Origin of the sequence: Chryseobacterium sp. BGARF1, assembly GCF_001677955.1 — a bacterium.
Classification (GTDB): Bacteria; Bacteroidota; Bacteroidia; order Flavobacteriales; family Weeksellaceae; genus Chryseobacterium.
On the sequence record NZ_LELA01000033.1, the window covers coordinates 76,894 to 99,706 of the forward strand.

Below are 22,813 nucleotides of genomic sequence, written 5' to 3' on the forward strand. Positions count from 1 at the left end.
AACCGGAACTACATAGATAATATGTTCGGTATTTAAGTAAACTATTTGATCGCTTTGTAATTGAATTTTAATTGTCATTAGTTATGGTTTACATGTTTAAATCAAATTTAATAATTTTTTTTCATATAGATATTTTGTGGTCAGTTCTCTGCTGAGATTGTGAATTGCTTTTATGATTATTGTAGAGAACTGTTTTTAAAAGAAATCGTGGCGGAAAGTGGTAGTAAGGTCGAAAGGCAACTAAAACACAAGGTAGACGCCCCTCTTGGTTGAGCGGTAATAAGATTCAGGTTCGAATCCTGACGATTTCACAAACATTTTAAAGAGCGCTGTTCCCAAATAAAAACAGGTCGACCACCTGGAGAATTGTACAAGCTTAGAGTTTGGGAATAGCCATAGCGGGGTGTCTGGGTTTAGGAAGTGAAAATAATAAGCTTCAAAGGTTCGACTCCTTTATCATCCACATAATCCCCTGATTAAGGATTGAGAGGTAATAAACAGGTAAAAGCCCTCCCGATGTGCGACCGGTTATTGTATTCAAGGCGAAATGAAAAGCAAGCACATATTGTAGCCTGACTGATAGGAAAGACTATCAAATGGAAATGTAGCTCAGTTGGTAGAGCGGTAGATTGAAGCTCTACGCGTCGGAAGTTCGAATCTTTCCTTTTCCACGATTCTCATGTTTAATTGAGTTTTCATGGTTATAGTTTTTACCCGGCTGACTATCGTCGGTCGGGTTTTTTAATTCTAGCGTAAGCCGAAAAGCTCATAGAGTAGGCAATATTTATAAAATAAACTTTAAATGAAAAAGCTATTTACTTTAGCATTAATCGGAGTTTTCTCCACATTATTAACTTCTTGCAGCAATACTGGAACTGCGGATTCGTTCCCAGAAGAAACTAACCAAATTAAGCAAAGCGAAATGAAAGCTTCGGCTAAGGAATCAGGCTCAGCTTCTTTGGAAGAGGCTATTTTAGTGACTTCAAAAGATGAAAATCTTGTTGCGATTAACCATGAAACACTTCAATTAGTTCATAGGGGCGAATTATTAAAAGAATCAGATTTTGAGAACAATATTGTTTTGAATCCTGAAATTGAAAGAAAAGTTAAAACAGTTTGTAAAGCAACCGACTCAAATGGTTACACTGTTTCGATTGTTCATGTTTATGATAATCACTACTCAGGATATCAATTAGTAACCACTTCGCCAAGAGGTTTTTCATCAAGTTCAAGTATAAACTATTTTCCAACAGATTGCTTATCTGTATGGTCAATGGGATGGTTTTAATAAAATAATAAAGAATATAATCAGCTTGCAAATGTGAGCTGATTTTTAAAAGAGCTGTTGATGTAATTGGTAAACATATTCCTCAGACAAACGGGGTTAATTTTTGAAGGTTCGAATCCTTTATAGCTCACAAACATAGTACACGTTGTATTGTTGAAGTTCAGCATAAACCTTGCACCTCAACTCGAAGGTTGGTTAAAACACAGAGATATTGCCATCAGGGAACTTCGTAAAAATAATTACTGATAAATATCTCACGAGCGAGTTTCAATGCGAGAGTTTGAATTTTTAATAAAATAATGCAAAAGAAACCAACTTCTAAAATACCTATTAAAAAACCAACCACTCCAAAAAAAGCAGTGGTTAAAACTGTTAAGGCAGCAACGGAAAAAACCGCACCTGCAAATGATTCTACACCGAAAAGAACTACAAGAGCAACGACAATTAAAAGCAAGGTGGAAACAACGGTTAAAGCTCCCGTAAAACCTACGACACGAAAACCTGCTGCAAAAAAGACTACAACTAAAACTCTGGCAAAGAAACCAACAGCTCGAAAGACTACTCCCGCAAAACCTGCTGAGGTTGAAGTGAAGACGAATCCGGGAAACTTTCCAAAAGGAAATCAATTCTGGATGAACAGGGCTAAGCATGGAAGAGATAAACTCTTTGGAACTCCAGTGTTGTTATGGGAAGCTGCTTGCGAATATTTCAGATGGGTTGAAGAAAATCCTTTGTATGAAACAAAGGTCTTTAATTATCAGGGCACTATCGTTACAGAAAAAGTTCCAATCATGCGAGCGATGACGCTGGCGGGGCTTTGTTTCTATCTAAATTGCAACGAAGCTTACTTCCGACAGTTCGAAAAAGACAAAGAAGAGTCTGGCGATTATTCTACGGTCATCACTGATATCAGGACGGTTATCTACCGTCAAAAGTTCGAAGGTGCTGCCGGAAACTTACTAAATGCCAACATTATCTCAAGGGATTTAGGCCTTGCTGATAAGAAAGATATCTCCAGCAATGGCCAAACTCTATCATTTACTAATTTCTTAATACAATCTTCCGAAGAGGAAGAATAACCATGAAAGATAAAAAAAGTGGAATAGGATCGCATCATTCAGCAAACATGAAAAAAGATGAATGGTTAACTCCTCCTGATGTTATCGAAGCATTAGGACGATTTGACTTAGATCCTTGCTCCCCAATTAATAAACCATGGGCGACTGCCAAAAATCATTTTTCAATTAAAGATGATGGACTTTCGCAAATCTGGTCTGGCAGAGTTTGGTGTAATCCCCCTTATGGTCTTGAAGCTGCTAGATGGTTAAATAAACTTAAAAATCATAAAGATGGTATTGCTTTAATTTTTGCCAGAACTGAAACTAAAATGTTTTTTGATCACGTCTGGAATGATGCTGATGCTTTGTTGTTTATTGAAGGTCGTTTATACTTTCATCATGTCGACGGATCAAGAGCAAAAGCAAATTCTGGTGCTCCGTCTGTTTTAATAGCATACGGAAAGAGCAATGCAGAAATACTTAAAAACTGCAAAATAAAAGGTAAATATATTCAACTTTCGTAACCTATGAGCAAAGACCTCCATCAAAAAGCGTTAAACAAATTCACCGAATGGCGTGCGCCGGGCGGATGGAATAAGTTTGCTTATGATGTATTGCTTGCAAGGATGGACCCTGAACAGCAAGCAATTATTGATTCCGTTCAAATGAATCCGAGAACCTCGGTGATGTCGGGAACTTCGAGAGGAAAAGATTTTTTAAGTGCTGTTGCCGCTATGTGCTTCATGTACTTAACGCCAAGATGGAAGAACGGAAAACTAATCCACAATACTAAAGTTGCAATGACTGCTCCGACAGGTAGACAGGTAAATAACATTATGCAACCGGAAATCTCAAGACTTTACAACAATGCTTTAAGCCAAGGAATTGATTTACCTGGTAGATTGGTCGGGAATGATATTCGTACCGATTGGGATGAGTGGTTTTTGACAGGATTTAAAGCCGATGACAATGCAACGGAAGCATGGACGGGATTTCACGCTGTAAATACTATGTTTGTTGTTACTGAAGCCACGGGTATATCAGAAACAACCTTCAACGCTATTGAAGGTAACTTGCAAGGTAATTCCAGAATGCTGATTGTTTTTAATCCAAACGTCTCAACCGGTTATGCGGCAAAATCTCAGAAGGGAGAAAGATGGAGTAAATTCAGTTTAAATTCTTTGAACGCTGTTAATGTTGTTCAAAAGAAAATGATTATTCCCGGGCAAGTTGACTACGAATGGATTGTTGATAAACTAAACGAATGGTGTACGATAATCTCAAAGAATGATATCCTGATTGAAGAGGATGATTTCGAGTTTGAGGGAATCTGGTACCGACCAAATGATTTATGCCGAGCAAAGATTCTCGGTAAGTTCCCGAAAGTATCTGAAGAAGCGCTTATACCTCAGCAATGGGTAGAATTAGCAAATAAACGCTGGACTGAATACCAAAAACTAAACACTAAAACCCATAAAAAGAAACATAATCTTATCCTTGGAAGCGATATTGCCGGGATGGGGCGTGATAATACCGTAGACTGTTACCGGTATGGAAATTATGTTGAGAAATTCACTACAAAGCATTCTGATGGTAAAGCCAATCATATGGAAGAGGCGGGAAAAATTGCTAATACTCTTCGTATTGATCCGAAAGCGGTTGCGTCTATTGATACCATCGGAGAAGGTGCTGGGGTTTATTCGAGGTTGGTAGAGCTTGGTCTTGAGAAGCGTGTTATTTCCTGTAAGTATTCCGCCAAGCCTGAGTTCCGTGGTCGTAAACTTAAAGACAGTACTGAACAGTACGAATTCCTAAACATGAGAGCGTTTTTGTTCTGGTCCGTTCGTGAGTGGTTGGACCCGAAAAACAACAACGATGCTATGCTTCCGCCTTCCGAATCTTTCCTTGAAGAAGCTACGGAAATCAAATGGTTTTTCCGGTCAGATGGTAAGATTCAAATGGAAAAAAAAGAAGATATAAAACTAAGATTGAAGCGTTCGACTGATGAGTTTGACGCTTTAGCAAATACTTTCCATCCTATTTCTCCTGTAATGAGTGCAGAGGGATTGAGTGGGATTTTGTGGTAAAAAAAACTTATGAAAACAATAGTGAAACACTCGAGAACTAAATCAGCTTGGAATGTTGTAAGTACAACTATAGGAACTAAATATAAAATTGCTGTTGTTCCATATATCCTGACTGACGATGAAATAACACAAACAAAAGAGAAGAATGAAGCTTTAGAACATGCTGAATTTATCTCTAAATGTTTTAACAAAAAGATATAGTCCTCATGAACATAGCAGAAATAACAGAAAAAGCTTCACCAGCGGAACAAATCGAAGTTCTAAAGGTTGACCGCTCGACAAAACCAAAAATCGAAGATCTAAAAAAAGAATGGAAGGTTTCGGAGCACCGAACTATTCAAGATAAAACCTTCCTTCCGGATAAAGAGATTAAAAACGAAAAAGGAGAGGTTCAAAGAACTAAACCCGTAAATAGAATTGCAATTCCAGTTCAGAAATACATCGTAAACAGTGCTGTTTCATTTGGTTTTGGTAACCCTGTTACGATTAAAAGTAATGCCGAGGAAGGTAGCCAGGAAGAGGTTGTCGAAAAAGCTATTGAAAGGATATTGTTCGAAAATAAAGCCAATATCAAAAACAGACAGATAGCAAGGGAGCTTTACAGATCAACCGAAATCGCTGAGTATTGGTATTATCAGAAAGTAGATACTCATGAAGATTATGGTTTTCCATGTAACTTCAGAATTAAATTGAAGCTCTTTGTTCCTTGGAAAAATGATGTTCTTTATCCGATGTTTGACGAGTTTGACAACATGGTTGCGTTCTCTCGGGCTTTCACTTTGATTGACAAAGAAAGAAACACGATCGAATACTTCGAAACTTACACAGATACCGAAGTAAGACGATTTAAAAAAGCAGATGCGGGATGGATTGATGAGGTTATCGAAGGAGCAGGGAAGAATGTCATCGGAAAAATCCCTGTTGTTTATGCTTCTCAGGAAGAAACAGAGTATGAAGACGTAAAATACGATATTGAACGTTTGGAGCTTTTGTTTTCCCGTCATGCTGAGATTAATGATTATCATGCAGCGCCAGTAACATTCATTACTGGCACAGTCACATCTTTACCACAGGCCGGGGAAGCAAATAAAGCTATTATGGGAGACATAGGTTCTGATATGAAGGTTATTTCTTGGGAAGCGGCTCCGGAATCTGTAAGATTAGAGATTGAAACAAGGCTCGAAAACATACATAAATTCACTAAAACACCTGATTTGTTTAGACAGGTTAAAGGAATGTCTCAAGTAAGCGGAATCATGCTTAAAATGCTGTTTATGGATGCTCACTTGAAAGTAATGGAGAAGAATGAAATTTGGGAGGAATATTTCCAGAGACGTTTTAATATTCTGAAGTCTTATGTTGGTAATCTTTTAAATTTAAAATTAGCTGATGCAACAAACAATCTGGAACTTGAACCGGTAATTAAGCCTTACATGATTCAAGACACGAAAGAATGGGTTGAAACGCTTATGACGGCCAACGGAAACAAGCCTTTAGTTTCTCAGGAATATTCTGCTGAACTTGCGCAATTGGCGCCGAAAGAAGATTGGTTAATTCTTGAAGCTGAGCAGGAGAAAGCGAAAACTGAGAGTGTGTTTAATAATCCTGTAGAGTTGTAAAATAATGGCTGATCTTCACGATGATATTTTTGATAATACTCACTTCGAAAGAGGTGAGTATAACGTTCGTAGGATAAAAAGTTTTTATCAAAAACTCATCGAAGATATTGTAAAGCTTATCTCCCTCGGTCAAATAGATACAACAAAACTATTTTCATTTAAAGACTATCCGCAGCTAAAGCCACAAGTAGATAAACTTTTCGAAGGCTTTACGAAAAACGTTTCAGCGGAAATGTTCAACCAATTCGAACAGAGTTGGAAGTATGGAGAGAAAAAACAATCAGCTTTAGTCAATGAAATAGCGTCAAAAATCAATCTTCCTAAAGAAAAGGTGAAAGAATACCTAAATCCGAATTCGGATGCTTTAAAAGCGTTTCAAAATCGTAAGATAGACGGGTTGAGGTTATCTGATAAGATTTGGAAATTATCTGATCAGTTTAAAAAAGAAATTGAGCTGGGTTTGGATATCGGAATCGGGGAGGGGAAATCAGCATCCAAACTTGCAAGAGAATTAAAAGCAAACCTTACGGATCCTGATCGACTCTTTCGAAGAGTTAGAGATAAACACGGAAATTTAGTATTATCAAAAAATGCAAAAGCTTATAAACCCGGACAAGGAGTTTATCGATCTTCTTACAAGAATGCTGAACGATTAACCAGGACGGAAAACAATATTGCTTATCACGAAGCTAACTTTCAAAAGATGCAGCAGTTTGATTTTGTGAAGGGAATCAGAATTAAATTATCAAACAATCCTAATCATTGCCCGTTTTGTGAAGCGATGGCGGGGGAATATCCAAAGGACTTTAAGTTTTGGGGATGGCATCCACAGTGCAGATGTACTGTTATCACCATTTTAAAAACTTGGGCGGAAATGGAAAAGGATAATGAGAGAATTTTCGCTGGATTAAAACCTTTAGAACCTGCAGATGCAATTACAAAACTTCCGCCTCAATTTACATCTTGGGTTTCGGAGAACAAGCAGAAGATTCAAAATGCTAAATCCAAGCCTTATTTCATACTGAATAATCAAGAAAAAGTTAGCCATCTGTTGTAGATGGGTTACTTTTTAAATTTTATAAAGCATCTCACCTACCCATTTCATAAATACGTTTTGTAAAGTATGAATTTTTAAAGTGTGTTCTAAAAAATGTTCCTGAAGCTCATCTTTATCATCGTAAACGGAAAGATATTCTGCTTTAAATTTATGAATTAGAATTTCAAATTTATAATTCTTAGTATTAAGCCTATAATATGATGTATCTACGGTTTCAACTTCTTTTGAAAAGCCAAAATTAATTAACCATTCATCAGTAATGTTTATAGGTTTTAAATCTTTACTCTCATAAATTTTTAACTTGCTAATAGTTTCGTCATCAACTAAAATAGCTTTATTATAAATTGAAACATAGTTACCAATGAAGATTTCTTTAATGTCCATTATTTGTTTTCCTTCAAAGTTAACTCTTTTCCTGTAAGTGAGAAATATAAATTTTGTAGCTGGTGAACATATTCAATATTTGGTAAATCGTGATGATTGCCACCATCTCTCCAATCTTCATTTTGTTCTAGTCTCCACTCATTCTTATCAAATGTTAGGTGTGAATCGATGTTTTCTAAATACAAACCTATTAATTCAACATTTCCGTGGTATTTTAAATTAATATTTTTAAACCCGAATTTAATCAACCATTCTTCTGTTAAAGGAATGGGATGTATATTATGATATTGAACTTCGCCTATATCTGTTATCGATCTTTGATTTGAAAGAAATAATCCGTGCATTTTTATTTCTTCAACTATATATATCACAGTTCCGTCGATTGAAGTGCTTACGAAATTACCGATTCTTAATTCTTTACTTTCCATGGATTAAATTTTTTCAAAATTTTCTTTATAATATTTTTCTGCTGAATAATCATCAAGACCTTTATTTTCAGAATCAACCCATCCGGCATTGTATGCTTTCATAATAATCTGTTTCAAAGCTTCCTTGTATTGATATCCCCATGTTTGCGATTGCTTCTTTTTTAGCTCATAAAACATTCCACCCTCATTAGTAAGATATAGGAAAACGGCTCCAAAATGCTTAAAATCAATTTCACCATTTTGAACCATTAACTGAATTTCGGTTGTGGTTTTGCCGTATAAAGCAGCAAGCTCTCTAACCATAGGTATTCCTATTTCTGTCAATTGACGAAGGTCATCACCTTGTATTATGCCTTTTGATTTTACATTATCGTAAACTAATTTTATTTTTTCCGCAGAAACAGATAAGCCAATGGCTATATCTTCTATTCTTGATTCTATATTTTCCATTTAAATTCTATTTATTATTCAAAACCTCTTCTTTCTTCACTACACAAAACTTCGTTCTATATTCATCACCTGGATTAAGACTTTGCTGATATAAAGTCTGTCGAGCTACTCCAATTTGTTCAGTAGTGAACATATTGTAAATAGCCGTTATAGAGCTGAAAAAGAAATCGGCTTTACCTTCTGTCGGTTCGTGGAGTTTAACGTGGTAGATTACTCTGTTTCGTTGCATGATTTTAAAGGATGCATTATTAATGCTCCATTACTGAAAACATTACTTTGAATTATTGCGACAAAATTTCTTGCAGATACTTTTTTATCTTTTATAAGTTGTAAAATTTCAGAAATATTCTCAGTTCCTTTCAGTTTTTTCAATTCTAAATCTATTGGAAAACCGAGATGTAATAATCTATCAAAATCCTCCATATCCATGAAGTTCTTTTCATTTATCTGCTCTTGAACTTTTACGAATTCTGTTTTATCTAATAAGCCATTTTCGCAAATTAATGTTATGTATTGATCTAAATTCATTTTATTTATTTTATTGTAAATATACTAAACTTCGCTCACCCATTTAAGTAAACAGTTTCCGGAAAAGCTTTCTATCCTAAAAACCATCAATCTATTTTCATCAAAAACAGTAAGAAATAAACCGTTTAAATCGCCTTTGATTTCAATGTAAGCGAATTGCAATCCTCTGTCGTTAGAACCGGAGCAAACAGTTTGATAATTGAAATTTTCGGGCAGTTCCTGATTCCTGATAATCTTCTCTATAATAGCAGTTTCATTATCATTTGCTATTTGCAAATTATTTCCTCCTTCCGAACCTTTTTTAGAGTCGAAATTAACCTTTATTTGATGCTGAGGTTGGAAGTGTTCAGATTCTCTTTCATCCGTGCAAGATGTGAAAAGAATTAATGTAAGTAAAATTAGTATAGTCTTCATGATATTGTTAGATTGATGTCTAGTGCTAAGTAAAAAAAGTGTTGAGTATTGATTTCTCTTCCTTCTTTAGCTGTGAATATTATTTTATTGTTGAAATATGATTTTCTTTCTATTTTGATGTCGTAAAGCTTTCGCAAACCTATCCCTGAAGAGTTGTATTTTAAAGCCCTGACAACCTCAAGTATTAAGTTTGGTTGTCCTTCAATTTTAAATTCTTTCATGCTATAAAATTAAGTTGATGTTATTGTTTTTCATTGCGGTTTTCCGTAGCCGAGGATAAAAAATTGTTGAATAAAATGATTTTCATATTTATGTGAAAAATTATTTAAAATGTATAATATAGAATTTTATCAATTTATTGGAGGGGTTTTAATTGGTTTGTCAGTTGGTTTTGTTGTCGGGAAATTTTCCAAGAATAAGAGACAGTAAGATGTCGGCTTAAATTTTTGATTTATTTTTTATATTTGAACAAATCTAATTTCCATGTCTGATAATATTGAATATTTTAAAGCATCTCTCCCAATTGCAGCACTTATAGGGGTTGTTGTAGGCGCATTCCTGAACTCACGATTACAGAGAAAAGATAAACTTCAAGAACACCTTTTTACTTATAAAGTAAAGTCTTACATGGAAATTGCTAGGATCATTACCGAAACCATAAGAAGAATGGAAAAGATCAGAAGCTCTTATTATTCCAGAAAAGATGGAGAAAGTTTTTACGAGGTATATAATAACTTAGTTGATACAATATCGGAACAATCGCTTTTTATAAGTTCAAGAACAAAATCAGATTTAGATGAATTGTTAAAATCTTTACATAAAGTTTATGACAGCGAACTATTTAGAGAGGATTATGATGTTCGTATTGTTCATTATATATCATCAATATACGAATGTAGACAATTCCTCCAAAAACTTCAAAATGATATTGGCTATGAAAAGAAACCTTTAATCACTCGTAAAATTAAGTGAGCAGTATAGTTTACTCAGACTTTAATTTAATCCAGCCGTATTCCTGCAATTTTCTAACTGATAAACCATTCCAGCTTGTCGCAAATCCTAATTGTCTTAGGCCGTCTATATCAACAGCAAACAAACATCCTTTGTCTTTTTTAGAATTGTAATATTTTTTAAAAGAATCAATATCTGACCATCCCAACTCTTGAACATCTTCAGCTGTAATTAATGAAATTGGTTTGAGTTCTAATGCAGTATGCTCCGTTACTGGAATCCAGCCATCACATTCAATCCCTTTTAAACTTACAGAAACTAAAGTTGTGTGAATGATGTCGTTTCCGTTTTCGGACCTGAAACAATCTGAATCAATAATCATGTTTTGCCCTAAATGTTGAGCGTAAAATTTCAATCTGTTTTCTTTTGTATTTTCCATATCGTTTACCTTTTTTGAACATGTGCATAAATTGCACGAGTTAGTGTATTAAAATGTTTATTTTAGTTCCAATTCCTCAAAAATTAAAGGAGTACAATGTTTTCTTCTATGTTAATCTCTGATTGCTTAACATAAGATGTTTCATTTTCAATTATGCTGGTTTTTTCACTCGCTTTCTCCAAAGAAGCCTGAGAACATTCCTTTGCGTACATTTTTACGAGTTCGTCTATTCTTTCATTTGCGTGTTTGAAGTTTGCAGTATCAAACCAAAGTTCTTTCCAAGAATCAAATCCTTGCTGAACTGCATATTTTTCTTTCAGCTCTTCTAATCTGCTCATAATAGTATTTAAAAATCGTTTATAAATTCAGAATCCCCGTAAATAGCGCCATTCGGGAAATATCCAAACACTACATATCCATCTTTCAAACCTGCTTCAAAATCACGTAAAACATAGGAAATAGAACCATCAATCAATCTGCCTGTATAATCAGGCTTTTCTTTATCCCATTCTCTCAATGTAATTGTATCACCAGAAGCGAAATCTCTATCATTAAATCTTACTTCAAACTTCTTCTTTCCGGAAATAGCAGGTTCAAAGAATTGAGTTTCTAATTTTAAATCGTGGTGTTTCATCTTTGTTTTTATTTAAGGGTTTGCGTGACTCTTATTCATTCTGTAACTATTTAATTATTGATAAAAAAGATGATAAAATCACGGTCTTTTATTTATTTAATCCATTGAAATAATACACATATCAATATTTCAACACGACAAATATACAAATTTCCAACGTATTAAATACGTTTGAAAGCATTATTTTTGATTCATTAAAATGAAATCAAAATGATTAACCCAATCGTAAAAAAACATTTCCTAAAAAATGGGCTTTCCGAAAAGGCATTACAGGGATTATCTGATTCTATTACGGGTTCTCTTGGAGAAAACGCAACTGATGAAGAAATAACTGCTCAATGTGTGGTTTTCGAACCGCTTGCTAAAACTTTTCAATCAGAGATTGATGCGAGAGTGACAGCAGCAACTAAGAAGAAAGAACAAGGTGGAAATTCTGGTGAAGGGGCAGCAGATGAACCTAAACCAGAGGAAGGTAAAACAACTGATCCTATGCTTTTGGCAATTCAAAAACTTACAGAGACTGTACAGGGTTTGAAAACTGAAAAAGCAGTCGAAACAAACAATCAAAAAGTAGTTGCAGGACTTAAAGCTTTGAAAATGACAGATAAGGAAATCGACTCTGTTATGCTCGGAAGAAGCTTTGAAAATGACGAGGGAATTGAAGAGTTTGTTACTAAACAAGGAGAGTTTTACTCCGAAATTTTACAAAACAGAACGGAAGCTGAAGCCGGAGAAGGATATAAGCCCGCAAGTTCGGTTGGGAATCAGACTGAAGCTCAAAAGAAGGCAGACATTGAAGCTTTCAATAAGTCATTCTAAGAGCATTAATCAATCTTAACAATAACAAAATGGGATATTTAGATATTACCTCAAAAACAGGAACGAGAACGATTCCGATTTTCCAGAAGATTCTGGAAACTGCACGAGGTGGTTTTTCATTAGACATGACAGGGTTAACAGTAGGTGAGACAATTTCCGCTGGTACACCTATGACGTTTGATGAAGCTACTAGAAAAGCAAAGAAAGCAACCCTAACAGGGGATGAACCTGACGAGGTGTCAGATGCTAAAGGTCTTTTGAAAAATGATGTAATCATTGAAGATGCTGCTCCTGTAGATGTTGTTCTGAGAGGAACGGTTTACGCAAGAAGAGTTACACCTTCAATTGACCAAGCTCATAGAGATGTCTTACCTCTAATTATTTTCTCTGAATCTCGATAATCTCTTAAAAATTAAACAAAATGGCTAAAGAAGCATCAGTTTTTGGAAGTGTCGCTGATCAAGAGACAACCCAAATCATGATCGATACAAGGCTTGAGAAATTCAATCAGCCTTGGTATTCAAAATATTTCTCATTTGCCCTGCCGCAAATCTCATTAACCTACACAACAGTATTGGGTAATTCAACAATTACTCCTGCTGCATCTTTCGTAACTCGTGACGGTGAAACTCCATTGAGAAGCCGTGAGACTTTACAGTCTTTGACAGGTAAAATCCCACCAATTAAGGTAATGAGAGACTTGGATGAAGAGAAATACAGAAACTACATGGTTCTTCAGGACATGAAGGCTATTAAAGACAACGAAAAAAAGAACCAAGCTTTAAAATTGATTTGGGATGACTTGAAATACGTTACTGAAGCAGTTGATAAAAGACTTGACTATACCGTTGCAGAGGCAATTTCTACAGGAACAATTACGATTACCGCAGACAATAACCCCGACGGTATTGTGGTTGGTACTATTGAATTGGAAATGCCTACTGGGAATAAAATCAACGCATCTGTTGATTGGAGCGATACCGTAAATTCAAAACCAATTACAGATATCACCAATTTGGTAAATGGTGCTTATAGTAAAGGTAAAACATTTGCTAAAATGTTGATTGATAATACCGCTTTTCTTCAGTTCATGCAGTCTAAAGAAGTAAAAGAAACAGTAGGAACATTTTTCGGACTTTCGGCAGCAGCAAGAAATTCTCAAACAGCTCCATTGACTTCTGATAGAATCAACGAGTATATGACAGCTGCAAAGCTTCCTGTTTTCGAAATTGTTGACATCCGTGTTCCAATCGAAAAAGATGGAAACGTCTCAATTTTACAACCTTTCAAAGCTGCGAATATCGCATTTATTCCTGAAGGTAATTTGGGAGAAATCAAAAATGCTTTAGCGATGGAAGAAATGAAACCTGTTGAGCATGTTACCTACAATAAAAAAGGTAGAACACTTATTTCTAAGTGGTCAGCAAATGAGCCTTGGGGTGAGTGGACTAAAGCGGAATTGAACGCATTCCCGGTAGTTGATACTATCAAGTATATCTACTTACTGAGTACAACCGGAGATTTCTAAGAATATGTCAGTAACAAACAAGGAATATTTCCAAAGTAAGCTTAGACGATTGTCTATCACTATGAGTGATGCAGATCTGGACGTTTTTTTTGCTTCTAAGCAAATCGACGGTGCTTTTGATTTGACAAAACCCGATGATATGGATAAGCTTTTCACGGAAATAATCCTTGAGTTATTGATAACTCCCGATATATCTGAAGATGATTATTCAGTCAAATATGACCGAAAAGCTTTAGAAAGCTGGTATGCTATGGAATGTATCAGATTAGGAATCGAAGATCTTTTAAAAAAAGGCAAAGTTCAAGTTAAGGACATAAGCTATTTAGCATGACACAATATCCCCACGATTTGTATGTGGTAAGCAATACTGAAGGCGGAACGGATCCGGAAACAGGTTTTCCAATTCCTTCCGAACCTACGGAGGTTTTTCACTGTAAATGTAGAGAAAGAGCAGCAGGACCAGGAAATATCATTGCAAAAGAATCTGGTGAAGTTGTGAATTATTCTTCAAAAGTGGTGATGCCGAATGGAACTGCAAAAATTCCAGCAAATACTAAGATTATCATCAAAAATGGAGATGAAGTCATTCTTTCTGGTGATGTAATAAGATTTTCAGATGCTCCTCAATTACACTGTAGATTATGGGTATAGAAGCTAATTTCAAAATGTCTGAAATCAACTCATATCTGCAAGGCAAGGTTAAAATGCTAGACGAGTTGATGATTAGAAATCTCAATTTTCTCGGTATGGAGTGTGTAAATCTTGCAAAAAGCTTAGACACTTATACAGATAGAACCGGAAATCTTAGAAACTCAATCGGGTATATAATTGTAAAACACGGAAATGTTATTTCGTCAAAATTCGAAGCCGGGCAAAGAGGACCTGAATTCGATTCGAAAGAAGTTCCCGGAGAAAGAGTAGGAGAAAATTTCGCTAAAGAAATTGCTAAAAACTTTCAGGTTGGATATGCGCTTATAGTTGTTGCAGGAATGGAATACGCAAGTTATATCGAGGATGTTAAACACCTGGATGTTATTGCACCAGCAAAAAGCTTAGCAGATGTCAGAATTAAGCAAGTCGCACAAAGTATTGTCAATTCAATGAGAAAAGCACAATGATAACATCTTTTGAATTAAAATCTATCGCATACGGAATTGTCGCTTCGAGTCAATTTAAAACCATCATGACAGGTGATGTTTATATTGATCAGAGACCTTTCGATTCTACGAAAAATGATGTTGTTATCGGAGCTTTACTTGTTCCTGACTTGGTTTTATATCCTTCTACAATTCTGATAAACATTTACGCAAGCGATTTAAAATCCGGAACATCTTACAGACCCGATTTAGCAACGCTTAATAATGCTACAAAATTACTAATGCCTTTTTTCGATGAAATTTATTTACCAAATAAAAAAACATACATCGAAATCGAGTCTCAGCGTGATTATAAAGTCGATGGAAAGAATGAATGGGTTTCCGTCATCAGACTTAAAACAAGAACAATTCAATAACAATTAATCAAAAATAAAAATGGCTTGGACATTCGGTGTAAAAAAAATTCTATCAGGCGACAAAGCTGTCGATGGAGGTATGGGAACCGTGCTTACAGAGCACGATGAACACTTGAAAGGTACGGTAGTTCTTGAAACTACTGACGAAACTATTAACTGGGTTGAAACTGAAGAGAAAGGGAAGAGACTGGCGCTCAGTCAAAATGACGCTGAAACTACTTTGACTTTTGAAATTGCAAACCCTTCATTAGCGACTATGGCTTTCTATCTGGGGGGTACAGTTGAGGAAGTAGGAGGTAAAGATACTTATTCACCTCCAGCAGTTAAAGATATTATTGAGAAATCAGTAACACTTGAAACTAAAGTAGGTTACGACATTGATATTCCGAACGGGAAAGTTATGGCAACTCCACTTGGTGGAACTGTCGGAACTGATGGTGTTATGACAATGAAAGTCGTAATCACTGTTCAAGCTCCTGAAAAAGCGGGTGTTGAAGGTATTACTTTCAGAGAGAAATAGTATTAAAAACTAATTAAAATGCAATCCGTCTGCATTCTGTAGACGGATTTTTTCAAAATATGGAAAATCCTGAAGATTCAATATTCAAAGAATTTATTGCAGAAAATACTTTCGCAATCGAAGCTGAAGAAAAGGAAGCGGATCTGCTTATAGAACACGGTTTTAAGATCAATATTGGAAAACGTGAATTCCATATTAAACCCTTGCATTTTGGAACAATCACTCAAGCAAACAAATATGCTGTAAAACTCAAGGTAAATCTTCTTTCAGATGATAATTCATCGGTTTTCAAAGAAATGGAGAAGAATATAGATCCTCTCATGCGCTTTATAGCAGTTAGTATTCTTCATGATTACTGGAAAGTAAAATTATTTACTGGTTTACTTTCAAAGTATCTCAAGTGGAAATTGAATCCACAAATAGCATTAAAGATGAGTATTGCAATACTCCAGATGTACGACATCAAAAATTTTATAACCTCTATCAGAATAATAGGACAGATGACGATAACAAGTCCGAAGGAGACGAGTCTGGTAGATGGGAAAACACCGGTCTCAAATCTATCTACGGAACTGCAGGATTTGCAATGAAAACATTAAACATTTCCTACAAAGAATTAATGTGGGGAATTCCGTGGGGAACCATTCTACGAATGTTATCTGACTTACCGAGTCAAAAATACGTAGACAATAAATCAGAAGGCAAGCCGAACGAAGAAGTGAAAGAATTAACACCTCAGAATACTTCAGACTTCGCAAAACATATTCAAGAGCTTAATAAGCGAAATATAAAATAATGAATCAGGGAGCTTTACATTTCGATGCACTTTTATCCGTTAATAATTTTGATGCCGGTATCACTCGTATCAAAAATAGCATTCGTGAAGCTTCCGGAGTTGCAAAAAGAGAAGCTGAATCAATGGATTCGGCTTTCCGTAATTTAGGTACCGCCATCGGTGGTTACTTTTCCGCTCAAACACTATTCTCATTTACAAAAGAGCTTATCAATGTAAGAGGTGAATTCCAGAAAACGGAAATTGCATTTTCTACAATGCTTGGAAGTGCTGATAAGGCTAAGGTATTGATGGGGCAAATGGTTGATCTGGCTGCTAAAACTCCGTTTTCTTTAAAAGATGTATCTGTAGGTGCGAAACAACTTCTTGCATTCCAGGTTCCTGCGAAAGACCTTTTAGATACTTTAACTAGGATCGGAAACATTTCCGCAGGGGTTTCAGTTCCTATTGATAGAATTATTCTTGCATATGGTCAGGTAAAAGCTGCCGGAAGATTAATGGGTACGGAAATGCGTCAGTTCACCGAAGCTGGTATTCCAATGTATGCTGAATTAGCCAAGGTTCTAAAAACTGATGAGACAGCTATCAAAGGTATGATTGAGGCTGGCAAGGTAGGTTTTAAAGATGTTGAGCAGGTAATCAAAAATCTGACAAGCGAGGGAGGAATGTTTTTCGAATTAATGGAAAAACAGTCTACCTCAATGTCTGGAAGAGTTTCGAATCTTGGCGATCAATGGGATCAAATGCTAAACAAAATTGGTCAAGCTAATGAAGGTATTCTTTACGACGGTATTGATGGATTAACACATTTAGTTGAGCATTATCAAGAGTTATTCGAAATAATAAAAACTCTTGTATTGTCGTATGGAGCATATAAAGCAGCTATAATGGTCACTTCAGCTGCTCAATCAGTAGCGAATAAAACATTAGCAACGGAAATAGGGTATTTATCTTTTTCGCAAAGGATGAAACTCGGCCGTGCAATAGTTACGCAAAGACAAACTGCTGCAACTCTTGCTGAAGCCCAAGCTGAAAGAGCTGCTTTAACGACTAAATACGCAACGCTTCAAGCTGAGGTTTCTTCATTAGCTGTGAAAAAGCAAAAAGCAATTGCTTTAGCTATCGAAAAAGCACAAGCTTTAGGAAATGCTCAGGTTCAACTTGCTTTAGCTAAAGCAGAATTAAGATCTGTTCAAGCAAATGGTTCAGCTAGAGAGGTTTTAATTGCTACGAAAAATGTTGAAAAAGCTCAAAACACTGTGCAAGCAGCGCAAGAGAATGCTTCAATAGCTAGAAAGGGAGCTTTAACTACAGCGACTGAATTCCAAACAACACAAACTCAACTTAAAAATACAGCTACAAGTTTATCAGCGGTAACTAATACGGTAGAGACGGCTACTGAGATTGAGCAAACAGCAGCAAAAACGCTTAATACTTTATCAACTCAAAGATTAACATTCGCTCAAACAGCACAAACTCTTGCCATGACGGCAGCGGCAAAAGCTGCATCATTCTTAAATGCAACATTGTTTGCTAATCCGTATGCTTTAGCAACGGCCTTGATTATAGCATTGGGATATGCTATTTATAAATATAATACTGCCTTAACGGTTGCTGAAGAATCGCAGAAAAGAATGAATGACGATGCTAAGAATCAGATTTCAACAATTACTGAACAAGAAGCAAAAATAAAGGCTTTAATTAAAGTTGTTGAAGATCAAACCTCATCAGAAGATACGAAAGCTGCCGCCTATAAAAGAATTGCATTACTAACTAATGGAAGACTTGATCAATTAGATGCAGAGGCTGTAAAAACTGGGAAAGCTACAGGAATGATTCAGAAATATATTGAAATGTTGAAGCTTGAAGCCGAGGCAAAGAGATATGTTAATGAATTAGGAAGGTTAGAAATAGATACTGAAGATTTAAAAAACACTCGAGGAGATTTCGGTCTTGGCGATATGTGGGATGATTTCACAGATTTCGATAGTAGTTTTAACTGGAGTCTAAAAGAAAGAAAAAAGGAGCGTGTAGATAGAACTCTTAAATCTAAGGAAGAAGAAAAAAAAGAAATAAATAAAAAACTAGAAAATCTCGCAAAACGAGGCGTAAATATTACAGAAACAGAAATTACAGAAGATAAATCTCCTGCTAAAAAAGGTTGGGCTCAAAAAATAAAGGCTCAAATCGAGGAACTAGAAGCAGCCGCTGATAGTGCTCCGACTCAAGCTGCATATCAGAAGATTAGAGATAAAATAAAATTGCTTCAGGAATTATTAAATCCTAAAAAAGAAAAACAAGAAGGTCAGTTAGCTGAAATACTTCCTAAAGGATCCATTAAAGAACTTCAACAAAGAGCATCTTTATTACAAGATGCCTATGACACCGCACAAGATGGTATGGTAAAGCTTCGTAAGCTTGATAAATTCGGGAAGGATAAAGATAAGAAAGGTAATCCTTTTTACACTGGTGAGGTTGTTTCTGCGGAAGAAGCAGGAAAACGTCTTGAGGCAATAAATGATGAAATTAATAAAAAGCAATACAAGTCTTTCCAGGAACGAATTGACGAATCAGAACGTCAATGGAATAATTACTATAAAATGTCTGAATTTTATGGTAAGGAAACCGCTGATGCTCAATATAAAGAGTTATTTAATGGTGCTCAAAACTATCTTGAATATTTAGAAAAACAAGAACAGGTTTTAAGAGCAAAACAAACTACCGGACTATTAACAGAAAAGGATAAAAAAGATATTCTTTTTCTTCAGCAAAAAATCTCTGAATTAAACGGCTCTGAAACTCCTTTTGAAAACATCAAACGTGAAATTGATAGTGCATTAAAATCAATTTCTTCTCTTTTTGACCAGCAAGAATTTTTAGAAAAATACACCACCGGATTATTTGAGAAAGAAGGTAATTCGAAACTTTTCCTTGATGTAAATAAATATGCACAGGATTTAAATCGAAACTTATTACAACAGAAAAAAGACTCTTTTACTGAGTTTTTAAAAGAGGAAGAAAATTTCCAAAAAAAACAAACTGATATCATTGCTAAATGGGATGATATTAGGAAGGAATTACAGGAGAAAGCAGATGTGTCTCCCGAAGAAAAAACTAAGTTAAAAGATCGTTCCTATAAATTACAAGGAGAAGAAATATCAGCGCTTTCTTTAAAAAACCTTCAAAAAACCGACTTATGGGTTAAAGCGTTTGGTGACCTAGATCGTGTTGGAACTAAATCTCTTTTAAAGTTGAGAGATGGTTTACTTCAATATTTGGCAGTTAATAAAAATTTAGCTCCTACTGAATTAAAGGCTATTCAAGAGCAAATTTTAAAAATAGAGGAGACTGTTGGAAAAAGAAATCCTTTCGAGGCAATCGGCATAGCTGTTCAAAACTATAAGAAAAAAAGAGAGGAACTGAATGAAGTAGAAAAGAAGTTTGGTAAAAATAGCCAACAGTATAAAGATAAACTCAAAGAATTAGAATTATCATTTGTCGGAATTACGGAAGTTGCTGGGGCTGCAGCAAATGCAATGATTGACATTGTTGTAAATATTGGTGATGCTTTCGGGGGGCTTTCAGACGACTTAAAGCAAACGCTTGCTGAAGTTCAACAGTTGGTTGATGGTATTGTGAATACTGTGGTGGGCTACTTCTCTCAAAATTACGGACAAATGATTTCCGGTATTGTTCAAATTGTTAGCGCTGCCTCTAAATTATTAAATGGGGATAACGATAAAGATCGACATGTAAAATCATGGCAAAGAGCGGTTGATGACTTAAAACTCTCTTACCAACAATTACAGTATGTAATAGAGCAAACTGCTGGCGAAGGGCAAATTGAAAAACAGCGTGAGTTAATTGCAAACCTAAAAGAGCAGCAAAAAATTCTCCTAAACATGAAATCAGAAGAGAATGCAAAGAAGAGCGAAAATCAAGATAAAATTGAAGCATATAGTCAGCAGATAAAAGAAATCAATCAACAAATACAACAGTTAATTGATGATTTTAAAACAAGTGTAACAACTACAAACTTTAAGGATTTATCTGAAAACATAGCAAAAGCTCTGATAGACGCTTTCGGAAAAGGAGAAGATGCCGCAAACTCATTTGAAAAAGTAGTAGATGATGTAATGCGAAATGCCGTTGCTAATGCTTTGAAGATAAAAATATTACAACCAGCAGTAGAAAGCATGGTGGATCAACTATATGCTTCAATGGGGTATGGCAGTTTGTCTGGAGCAACGGCAGAACAAGCTAAGCTATTAAAGGATATGAAAGATCAAATAGCAGAAATAGACAAACAATTACCAACCGCAAGTTCATTTAAAGCAGCCAGTCTCAATGCCACTAAAAAAGATTTATTAGAGAAAATAGCTGTTCTGAATCAGCAAATTGCAGCCAATGTTGTTTCGGGGTCATTTGACGGTTTGACAGAGGCTGAAAGAGAAGCGACAAAAGCTACTGGAAAAACTGCTATGCAGCAATATATGGATGCTCTCAAGCAATATGAGGATTTATTCGGTTCCGCCGCTGAAAACGCTCAAGGTATGAAAGGTGACATCAAAGGAATTACAGAAAAGACCGCCGGAGCACTGGAAGCACAATTTAATGCTGTTCGTATTAATGTCGTTGCAATCCTAAAAATTCACCAGGCTAATCAAAACACCTTCAAAAATCAGCTTAATGTTTTAAGTCAAATTGAAGTTAACACTAAGAAAATGGCTAATGATCTTGCGGATTTAAATTCTAAAATCAAGAAAAACGGAGGCGGTTTAGCCGGTATACCATAATGGAAAATAAAAACATTTTTAAATCGGCTGTTAAGTTGAATTTATGCAGAGAGTGGCAGGAGAAAATGAAAAATGATTCTTCTCTGGAAAGTCTATGTAAAATGTACTTCGCTGGCGACGATTGGAGTATGGAAAACGACTTTCCAAATCTTGAAACTTTAAGAGCTTTCAAAGGTAAATCTGATGTATTTGGAATTCATACAGATTTCATTGGAAGTAATGTAAATGAGTTTGAGGCTGCTTATTTCGGTGATTCTGATGTAAATCTTAATTATAATAAGTACTCAGTAGGTAAACTAATTCTAAGACACAATACGAAGGCGAAAATTCAAACTAAAGACAATGCTGTTCTTTTTATCAATTTACTTGATAATGCTGAGGTAGAAATCGAATGTTTAGACAAAGCTTTGGTAAATGTTTTCTGTTATGGAAATCAAAATTTGAAAAGCATTGGAAATGTAAAAGTACAATCATCAACTTTCAAAAAATGAGTGAGGTAAAGTATTTTGTCAACAATAAAAACTTTCGTGATTTTGAAGTTTATGTTTCTGATTCTATTGGTCTCACTGATGCTTTGGAAAGAAAAAACGTACAGTCTTATGATTGGGCAGAATATCACGGTACCTCTCCGGATTTACGAAACGTAAAATTCAAGGAAAGAAAGATTCAATTAAAATGTTTTGTTGATGGCGAGAATTGGGAAGTGATGAATGCTCGGTTTTTAGATTTTAAAAATCAATTTACCAAAACAGGAACTCAAAGACTCCATATTGTTCCTTTTGAATTTAAAACTTTGGCTTACGAAGTTTACATGCAGGAAGATATTGCCTTGGAGAAAACATTCAGAAAGGGTAGAATGGTGGGTGTGTTTACTATTAACCTTATCGAACCGAACCCGATTAAAACCATTCTAAAAACATCTCTTGATAAGTTTAAACTTTCTTACGAGTCTACAACCGAAACAGAAATATTCTTTGGCGACGGTACGAAGCAGATAGCCAGAGGAAATGTAAACTTCACTAAGAATTACGAATCACCATCTTATGAAAGCTCAGGAATCAATCTGATTTCAGTAAGCGGTGTAAATGCAGATTTCTATGAAGCATACACGATTCCCACCGATGAAACGGCTTTCAGATTTTCAGTTGAAGTGGTTCTTACTGCACCGAAAGATTTGATTTTGGTCGTAATTGGAAGAAATCCAGACAATACCTATCAAGCAGTTGCTCTTTCTGAAATCACAAACGGAAAAACGGGATATAACTCTCTTGAAGCTTTTACTGAACTTAATATGTCTGATTACGGAAAATTCATCTACAAAGTTCTGGATTCCGACGGAAACGAAATCAGCAATCTTACTTACGGAAATGCAAAAGTAGAAACAGCCGAAATAATCGGAGAATGGCAAGATATGATTGGAAAAGAGAAGATAATCATCATCGCCGGAAACATAGAAGAAATTAAAAATTTACAAACCGAAGCGGAAATTCTTTGGGAAAAAATATAG

The 22,813-nt window shown here is 35.5% G+C and carries 31 protein-coding genes and 2 tRNA genes; 23 read left to right on the forward strand and 10 right to left on the reverse strand.

What is annotated here, in order from left to right; genetic code table 11:
* Positions 1–598: 598 nt before the first annotated feature.
* From AB671_RS05905 to AB671_RS05945, 9 genes are all read left to right on the forward strand, one after another.
* A tRNA-Phe gene (locus tag AB671_RS05905) sits at positions 599–671 on the forward strand.
* Positions 672–802: 131 nt separating this feature from the next.
* The gene (locus AB671_RS05910) at positions 803–1,288 is read left to right on the forward strand and encodes a hypothetical protein (protein ID WP_066674348.1); all 486 of its coding nucleotides are present in this window, start codon (positions 803–805) and stop codon (positions 1,286–1,288) included.
* 51 nt (positions 1,289–1,339) lie between these two features.
* Positions 1,340–1,418: transfer RNA gene (locus AB671_RS05915), tRNA-OTHER, on the forward strand.
* A 169-nt stretch (positions 1,419–1,587) separates the two neighbouring features.
* A complete protein-coding gene (locus AB671_RS22740) occupies positions 1,588–2,367 on the forward strand; it encodes a DNA-packaging protein (protein ID WP_228390873.1) in 780 nt (259 codons plus the stop codon).
* Positions 2,368–2,369: 2 nt separating this feature from the next.
* Positions 2,370–2,870, forward strand: coding sequence for a DNA N-6-adenine-methyltransferase (locus AB671_RS05925; protein ID WP_066674344.1), 501 nt, complete (start codon positions 2,370–2,372; stop codon positions 2,868–2,870).
* A gap of 102 nt (positions 2,871–2,972) precedes the next feature.
* Positions 2,973–4,433 carry a hypothetical protein gene (locus AB671_RS05930; RefSeq protein WP_082987244.1) on the forward strand — a complete coding sequence of 487 codons (1,461 nt, stop codon included), beginning with the start codon at positions 2,973–2,975 and terminating at the stop codon, positions 4,431–4,433.
* A 9-nt stretch (positions 4,434–4,442) separates the two neighbouring features.
* The gene (locus AB671_RS05935) at positions 4,443–4,634 is read left to right on the forward strand and encodes a hypothetical protein (RefSeq protein WP_066674339.1); all 192 of its coding nucleotides are present in this window, start codon (positions 4,443–4,445) and stop codon (positions 4,632–4,634) included.
* Between the two features lie 5 nt (positions 4,635–4,639).
* Positions 4,640–6,052 (forward strand): phage portal protein, encoded by a 1,413-nt coding sequence (locus AB671_RS05940; RefSeq protein ID WP_066674337.1) that lies wholly within the window; start codon positions 4,640–4,642, stop codon positions 6,050–6,052.
* Between the two features lie 4 nt (positions 6,053–6,056).
* Complete coding sequence (locus tag AB671_RS05945) at positions 6,057–7,109, forward strand: hypothetical protein (RefSeq protein ID WP_066674335.1); 1,053 nt, start codon at positions 6,057–6,059, stop codon at positions 7,107–7,109.
* Between the two features lie 12 nt (positions 7,110–7,121).
* Here AB671_RS05945 and AB671_RS05950 read toward each other — a convergent pair whose 3' ends face one another.
* The 7 genes from AB671_RS05950 to AB671_RS05980 are packed head-to-tail and all read right to left on the reverse strand — an operon-like array spanning position 7,122 to position 9,534.
* Positions 7,122–7,493 carry a hypothetical protein gene (locus AB671_RS05950; protein WP_066674334.1) on the reverse strand — a complete coding sequence of 124 codons (372 nt, stop codon included), beginning with the start codon at positions 7,491–7,493 and terminating at the stop codon, positions 7,122–7,124.
* Positions 7,493–7,921, reverse strand: coding sequence for a hypothetical protein (locus AB671_RS05955; RefSeq protein WP_066674332.1), 429 nt, complete (start codon positions 7,919–7,921; stop codon positions 7,493–7,495). The genes AB671_RS05950 and AB671_RS05955 overlap by 1 nt, the downstream gene beginning before the upstream one ends.
* 3 nt (positions 7,922–7,924) lie before the next feature.
* Positions 7,925–8,371: a tape measure protein gene (locus AB671_RS05960; protein ID WP_066674330.1), complete on the reverse strand. Its 447-nt coding sequence runs from the start codon at positions 8,369–8,371 to the stop codon at positions 7,925–7,927.
* Between the two features lie 7 nt (positions 8,372–8,378).
* On the reverse strand, positions 8,379–8,600 hold the full coding sequence (locus AB671_RS05965) for a hypothetical protein (protein ID WP_066674328.1): 222 nt from the start codon (positions 8,598–8,600) through the stop codon (positions 8,379–8,381).
* Positions 8,582–8,899 carry a hypothetical protein gene (locus tag AB671_RS05970; protein WP_066674325.1) on the reverse strand — a complete coding sequence of 106 codons (318 nt, stop codon included), beginning with the start codon at positions 8,897–8,899 and terminating at the stop codon, positions 8,582–8,584. Before AB671_RS05970 ends, AB671_RS05965 begins: the two co-directional genes overlap by 19 nt.
* Positions 8,900–8,923: 24 nt before the next feature.
* The gene (locus AB671_RS05975; protein WP_066674324.1) at positions 8,924–9,313 is read right to left on the reverse strand and encodes a hypothetical protein; all 390 of its coding nucleotides are present in this window, start codon (positions 9,311–9,313) and stop codon (positions 8,924–8,926) included.
* Complete coding sequence (locus AB671_RS05980) at positions 9,310–9,534, reverse strand: hypothetical protein (RefSeq protein WP_066674322.1); 225 nt, start codon at positions 9,532–9,534, stop codon at positions 9,310–9,312. The genes AB671_RS05975 and AB671_RS05980 overlap by 4 nt, the downstream gene beginning before the upstream one ends.
* A 262-nt stretch (positions 9,535–9,796) precedes the next feature.
* Between AB671_RS05980 and AB671_RS05985 the strand changes: the two genes are divergently transcribed.
* Positions 9,797–10,285 (forward strand): hypothetical protein, encoded by a 489-nt coding sequence (locus AB671_RS05985; RefSeq protein WP_066674320.1) that lies wholly within the window; start codon positions 9,797–9,799, stop codon positions 10,283–10,285.
* Between the two features lie 10 nt (positions 10,286–10,295).
* Here AB671_RS05985 and AB671_RS05990 read toward each other — a convergent pair whose 3' ends face one another.
* From AB671_RS05990 to AB671_RS06000, 3 genes are all read right to left on the reverse strand, one after another.
* Positions 10,296–10,703 (reverse strand): hypothetical protein, encoded by a 408-nt coding sequence (locus AB671_RS05990; protein ID WP_066674317.1) that lies wholly within the window; start codon positions 10,701–10,703, stop codon positions 10,296–10,298.
* Between the two features lie 83 nt (positions 10,704–10,786).
* Positions 10,787–11,041 carry a hypothetical protein gene (locus AB671_RS05995; protein ID WP_066674315.1) on the reverse strand — a complete coding sequence of 85 codons (255 nt, stop codon included), beginning with the start codon at positions 11,039–11,041 and terminating at the stop codon, positions 10,787–10,789.
* An 8-nt stretch (positions 11,042–11,049) separates the two neighbouring features.
* Positions 11,050–11,337 (reverse strand): DUF3850 domain-containing protein, encoded by a 288-nt coding sequence (locus AB671_RS06000; protein WP_066674313.1) that lies wholly within the window; start codon positions 11,335–11,337, stop codon positions 11,050–11,052.
* 210 nt (positions 11,338–11,547) lie between these two features.
* Here AB671_RS06000 and AB671_RS06005 point away from each other — a divergent pair, with 210 nt between their 5' ends.
* Genes AB671_RS06005 through AB671_RS06065 form a run of 13 tightly spaced genes read left to right on the forward strand, consistent with a single transcriptional unit; the run spans position 11,548 to position 22,813 of the window.
* Positions 11,548–12,156 carry a hypothetical protein gene (locus tag AB671_RS06005; protein WP_066674312.1) on the forward strand — a complete coding sequence of 203 codons (609 nt, stop codon included), beginning with the start codon at positions 11,548–11,550 and terminating at the stop codon, positions 12,154–12,156.
* Positions 12,157–12,185: 29 nt separating this feature from the next.
* Complete coding sequence (locus tag AB671_RS06010; RefSeq protein WP_066674306.1) at positions 12,186–12,557, forward strand: hypothetical protein; 372 nt, start codon at positions 12,186–12,188, stop codon at positions 12,555–12,557.
* A gap of 20 nt (positions 12,558–12,577) precedes the next feature.
* The gene (locus tag AB671_RS06015; RefSeq protein ID WP_066674304.1) at positions 12,578–13,684 is read left to right on the forward strand and encodes a major capsid protein; all 1,107 of its coding nucleotides are present in this window, start codon (positions 12,578–12,580) and stop codon (positions 13,682–13,684) included.
* 4 nt (positions 13,685–13,688) lie between these two features.
* Positions 13,689–14,015 carry a DUF6706 family protein gene (locus AB671_RS06020; RefSeq protein WP_123873349.1) on the forward strand — a complete coding sequence of 109 codons (327 nt, stop codon included), beginning with the start codon at positions 13,689–13,691 and terminating at the stop codon, positions 14,013–14,015.
* On the forward strand, positions 14,012–14,335 hold the full coding sequence (locus AB671_RS06025; protein WP_066674300.1) for a hypothetical protein: 324 nt from the start codon (positions 14,012–14,014) through the stop codon (positions 14,333–14,335). Before AB671_RS06020 ends, AB671_RS06025 begins: the two co-directional genes overlap by 4 nt.
* Positions 14,326–14,802: a hypothetical protein gene (locus tag AB671_RS06030; RefSeq protein ID WP_066674298.1), complete on the forward strand. Its 477-nt coding sequence runs from the start codon at positions 14,326–14,328 to the stop codon at positions 14,800–14,802. The genes AB671_RS06025 and AB671_RS06030 overlap by 10 nt, the downstream gene beginning before the upstream one ends.
* The gene (locus tag AB671_RS06035) at positions 14,799–15,197 is read left to right on the forward strand and encodes a hypothetical protein (protein ID WP_066674296.1); all 399 of its coding nucleotides are present in this window, start codon (positions 14,799–14,801) and stop codon (positions 15,195–15,197) included. Before AB671_RS06030 ends, AB671_RS06035 begins: the two co-directional genes overlap by 4 nt.
* A 19-nt stretch (positions 15,198–15,216) precedes the next feature.
* The gene (locus tag AB671_RS06040) at positions 15,217–15,717 is read left to right on the forward strand and encodes a hypothetical protein (RefSeq protein WP_066674295.1); all 501 of its coding nucleotides are present in this window, start codon (positions 15,217–15,219) and stop codon (positions 15,715–15,717) included.
* A gap of 59 nt (positions 15,718–15,776) precedes the next feature.
* On the forward strand, positions 15,777–16,307 hold the full coding sequence (locus AB671_RS06045; protein ID WP_066674292.1) for a hypothetical protein: 531 nt from the start codon (positions 15,777–15,779) through the stop codon (positions 16,305–16,307).
* Positions 16,304–16,513, forward strand: coding sequence for a hypothetical protein (locus AB671_RS06050; protein ID WP_066674290.1), 210 nt, complete (start codon positions 16,304–16,306; stop codon positions 16,511–16,513). Before AB671_RS06045 ends, AB671_RS06050 begins: the two co-directional genes overlap by 4 nt.
* Positions 16,513–21,306 carry a tape measure protein gene (locus AB671_RS06055; protein WP_066674288.1) on the forward strand — a complete coding sequence of 1,598 codons (4,794 nt, stop codon included), beginning with the start codon at positions 16,513–16,515 and terminating at the stop codon, positions 21,304–21,306. Before AB671_RS06050 ends, AB671_RS06055 begins: the two co-directional genes overlap by 1 nt.
* Positions 21,306–21,797 carry a hypothetical protein gene (locus tag AB671_RS06060; protein WP_066674274.1) on the forward strand — a complete coding sequence of 164 codons (492 nt, stop codon included), beginning with the start codon at positions 21,306–21,308 and terminating at the stop codon, positions 21,795–21,797. Before AB671_RS06055 ends, AB671_RS06060 begins: the two co-directional genes overlap by 1 nt.
* The gene (locus AB671_RS06065; RefSeq protein ID WP_066674272.1) at positions 21,794–22,813 is read left to right on the forward strand and encodes a hypothetical protein; all 1,020 of its coding nucleotides are present in this window, start codon (positions 21,794–21,796) and stop codon (positions 22,811–22,813) included. Before AB671_RS06060 ends, AB671_RS06065 begins: the two co-directional genes overlap by 4 nt.

Excerpts from the sequence above, each read along its gene's own strand:
- AB671_RS06000 (WP_066674313.1), bottom strand. The coding sequence starts at position 11,337 with ATGAAACACCACGATTTAAAATTAGAAACTCAATTCTTTGAACCTGCT.
- AB671_RS05980 (WP_066674322.1), bottom strand. The coding sequence starts at position 9,534 with ATGAAAGAATTTAAAATTGAAGGACAACCAAACTTAATACTTGAGGTT.
- AB671_RS06010 (WP_066674306.1), top strand. The coding sequence starts at position 12,186 with ATGGGATATTTAGATATTACCTCAAAAACAGGAACGAGAACGATTCCG.
- AB671_RS06020 (WP_123873349.1), top strand. The coding sequence starts at position 13,689 with ATGTCAGTAACAAACAAGGAATATTTCCAAAGTAAGCTTAGACGATTG.
- AB671_RS06050 (WP_066674290.1), top strand. The coding sequence starts at position 16,304 with ATGAAAACATTAAACATTTCCTACAAAGAATTAATGTGGGGAATTCCG.
- AB671_RS05935 (WP_066674339.1), top strand. The coding sequence starts at position 4,443 with ATGAAAACAATAGTGAAACACTCGAGAACTAAATCAGCTTGGAATGTT.
- AB671_RS05950 (WP_066674334.1), bottom strand. The coding sequence starts at position 7,493 with ATGGACATTAAAGAAATCTTCATTGGTAACTATGTTTCAATTTATAAT.
- AB671_RS06030 (WP_066674298.1), top strand. The coding sequence starts at position 14,326 with ATGGGTATAGAAGCTAATTTCAAAATGTCTGAAATCAACTCATATCTG.
- AB671_RS05985 (WP_066674320.1), top strand. The coding sequence starts at position 9,797 with ATGTCTGATAATATTGAATATTTTAAAGCATCTCTCCCAATTGCAGCA.
- AB671_RS05945 (WP_066674335.1), top strand. The coding sequence starts at position 6,057 with ATGGCTGATCTTCACGATGATATTTTTGATAATACTCACTTCGAAAGA.
- AB671_RS05975 (WP_066674324.1), bottom strand. The coding sequence starts at position 9,313 with ATGAAGACTATACTAATTTTACTTACATTAATTCTTTTCACATCTTGC.
- AB671_RS05925 (WP_066674344.1), top strand. The coding sequence starts at position 2,370 with ATGAAAGATAAAAAAAGTGGAATAGGATCGCATCATTCAGCAAACATG.
- AB671_RS05995 (WP_066674315.1), bottom strand. The coding sequence starts at position 11,041 with ATGAGCAGATTAGAAGAGCTGAAAGAAAAATATGCAGTTCAGCAAGGA.
- AB671_RS06035 (WP_066674296.1), top strand. The coding sequence starts at position 14,799 with ATGATAACATCTTTTGAATTAAAATCTATCGCATACGGAATTGTCGCT.
- AB671_RS06065 (WP_066674272.1), top strand. The coding sequence starts at position 21,794 with ATGAGTGAGGTAAAGTATTTTGTCAACAATAAAAACTTTCGTGATTTT.
- AB671_RS05940 (WP_066674337.1), top strand. The coding sequence starts at position 4,640 with ATGAACATAGCAGAAATAACAGAAAAAGCTTCACCAGCGGAACAAATC.
- AB671_RS05965 (WP_066674328.1), bottom strand. The coding sequence starts at position 8,600 with ATGCAACGAAACAGAGTAATCTACCACGTTAAACTCCACGAACCGACA.
- AB671_RS06060 (WP_066674274.1), top strand. The coding sequence starts at position 21,306 with ATGGAAAATAAAAACATTTTTAAATCGGCTGTTAAGTTGAATTTATGC.
- AB671_RS06025 (WP_066674300.1), top strand. The coding sequence starts at position 14,012 with ATGACACAATATCCCCACGATTTGTATGTGGTAAGCAATACTGAAGGC.
- AB671_RS06055 (WP_066674288.1), top strand. The coding sequence starts at position 16,513 with ATGAATCAGGGAGCTTTACATTTCGATGCACTTTTATCCGTTAATAAT.
- AB671_RS06045 (WP_066674292.1), top strand. The coding sequence starts at position 15,777 with ATGGAAAATCCTGAAGATTCAATATTCAAAGAATTTATTGCAGAAAAT.
- AB671_RS06005 (WP_066674312.1), top strand. The coding sequence starts at position 11,548 with ATGATTAACCCAATCGTAAAAAAACATTTCCTAAAAAATGGGCTTTCC.
- AB671_RS06040 (WP_066674295.1), top strand. The coding sequence starts at position 15,217 with ATGGCTTGGACATTCGGTGTAAAAAAAATTCTATCAGGCGACAAAGCT.
- AB671_RS22740 (WP_228390873.1), top strand. The coding sequence starts at position 1,588 with ATGCAAAAGAAACCAACTTCTAAAATACCTATTAAAAAACCAACCACT.
- AB671_RS05910 (WP_066674348.1), top strand. The coding sequence starts at position 803 with ATGAAAAAGCTATTTACTTTAGCATTAATCGGAGTTTTCTCCACATTA.
- AB671_RS05970 (WP_066674325.1), bottom strand. The coding sequence starts at position 8,899 with ATGAATTTAGATCAATACATAACATTAATTTGCGAAAATGGCTTATTA.
- AB671_RS06015 (WP_066674304.1), top strand. The coding sequence starts at position 12,578 with ATGGCTAAAGAAGCATCAGTTTTTGGAAGTGTCGCTGATCAAGAGACA.
- AB671_RS05990 (WP_066674317.1), bottom strand. The coding sequence starts at position 10,703 with ATGGAAAATACAAAAGAAAACAGATTGAAATTTTACGCTCAACATTTA.
- AB671_RS05930 (WP_082987244.1), top strand. The coding sequence starts at position 2,973 with ATGGACCCTGAACAGCAAGCAATTATTGATTCCGTTCAAATGAATCCG.
- AB671_RS05960 (WP_066674330.1), bottom strand. The coding sequence starts at position 8,371 with ATGGAAAATATAGAATCAAGAATAGAAGATATAGCCATTGGCTTATCT.
- AB671_RS05955 (WP_066674332.1), bottom strand. The coding sequence starts at position 7,921 with ATGGAAAGTAAAGAATTAAGAATCGGTAATTTCGTAAGCACTTCAATC.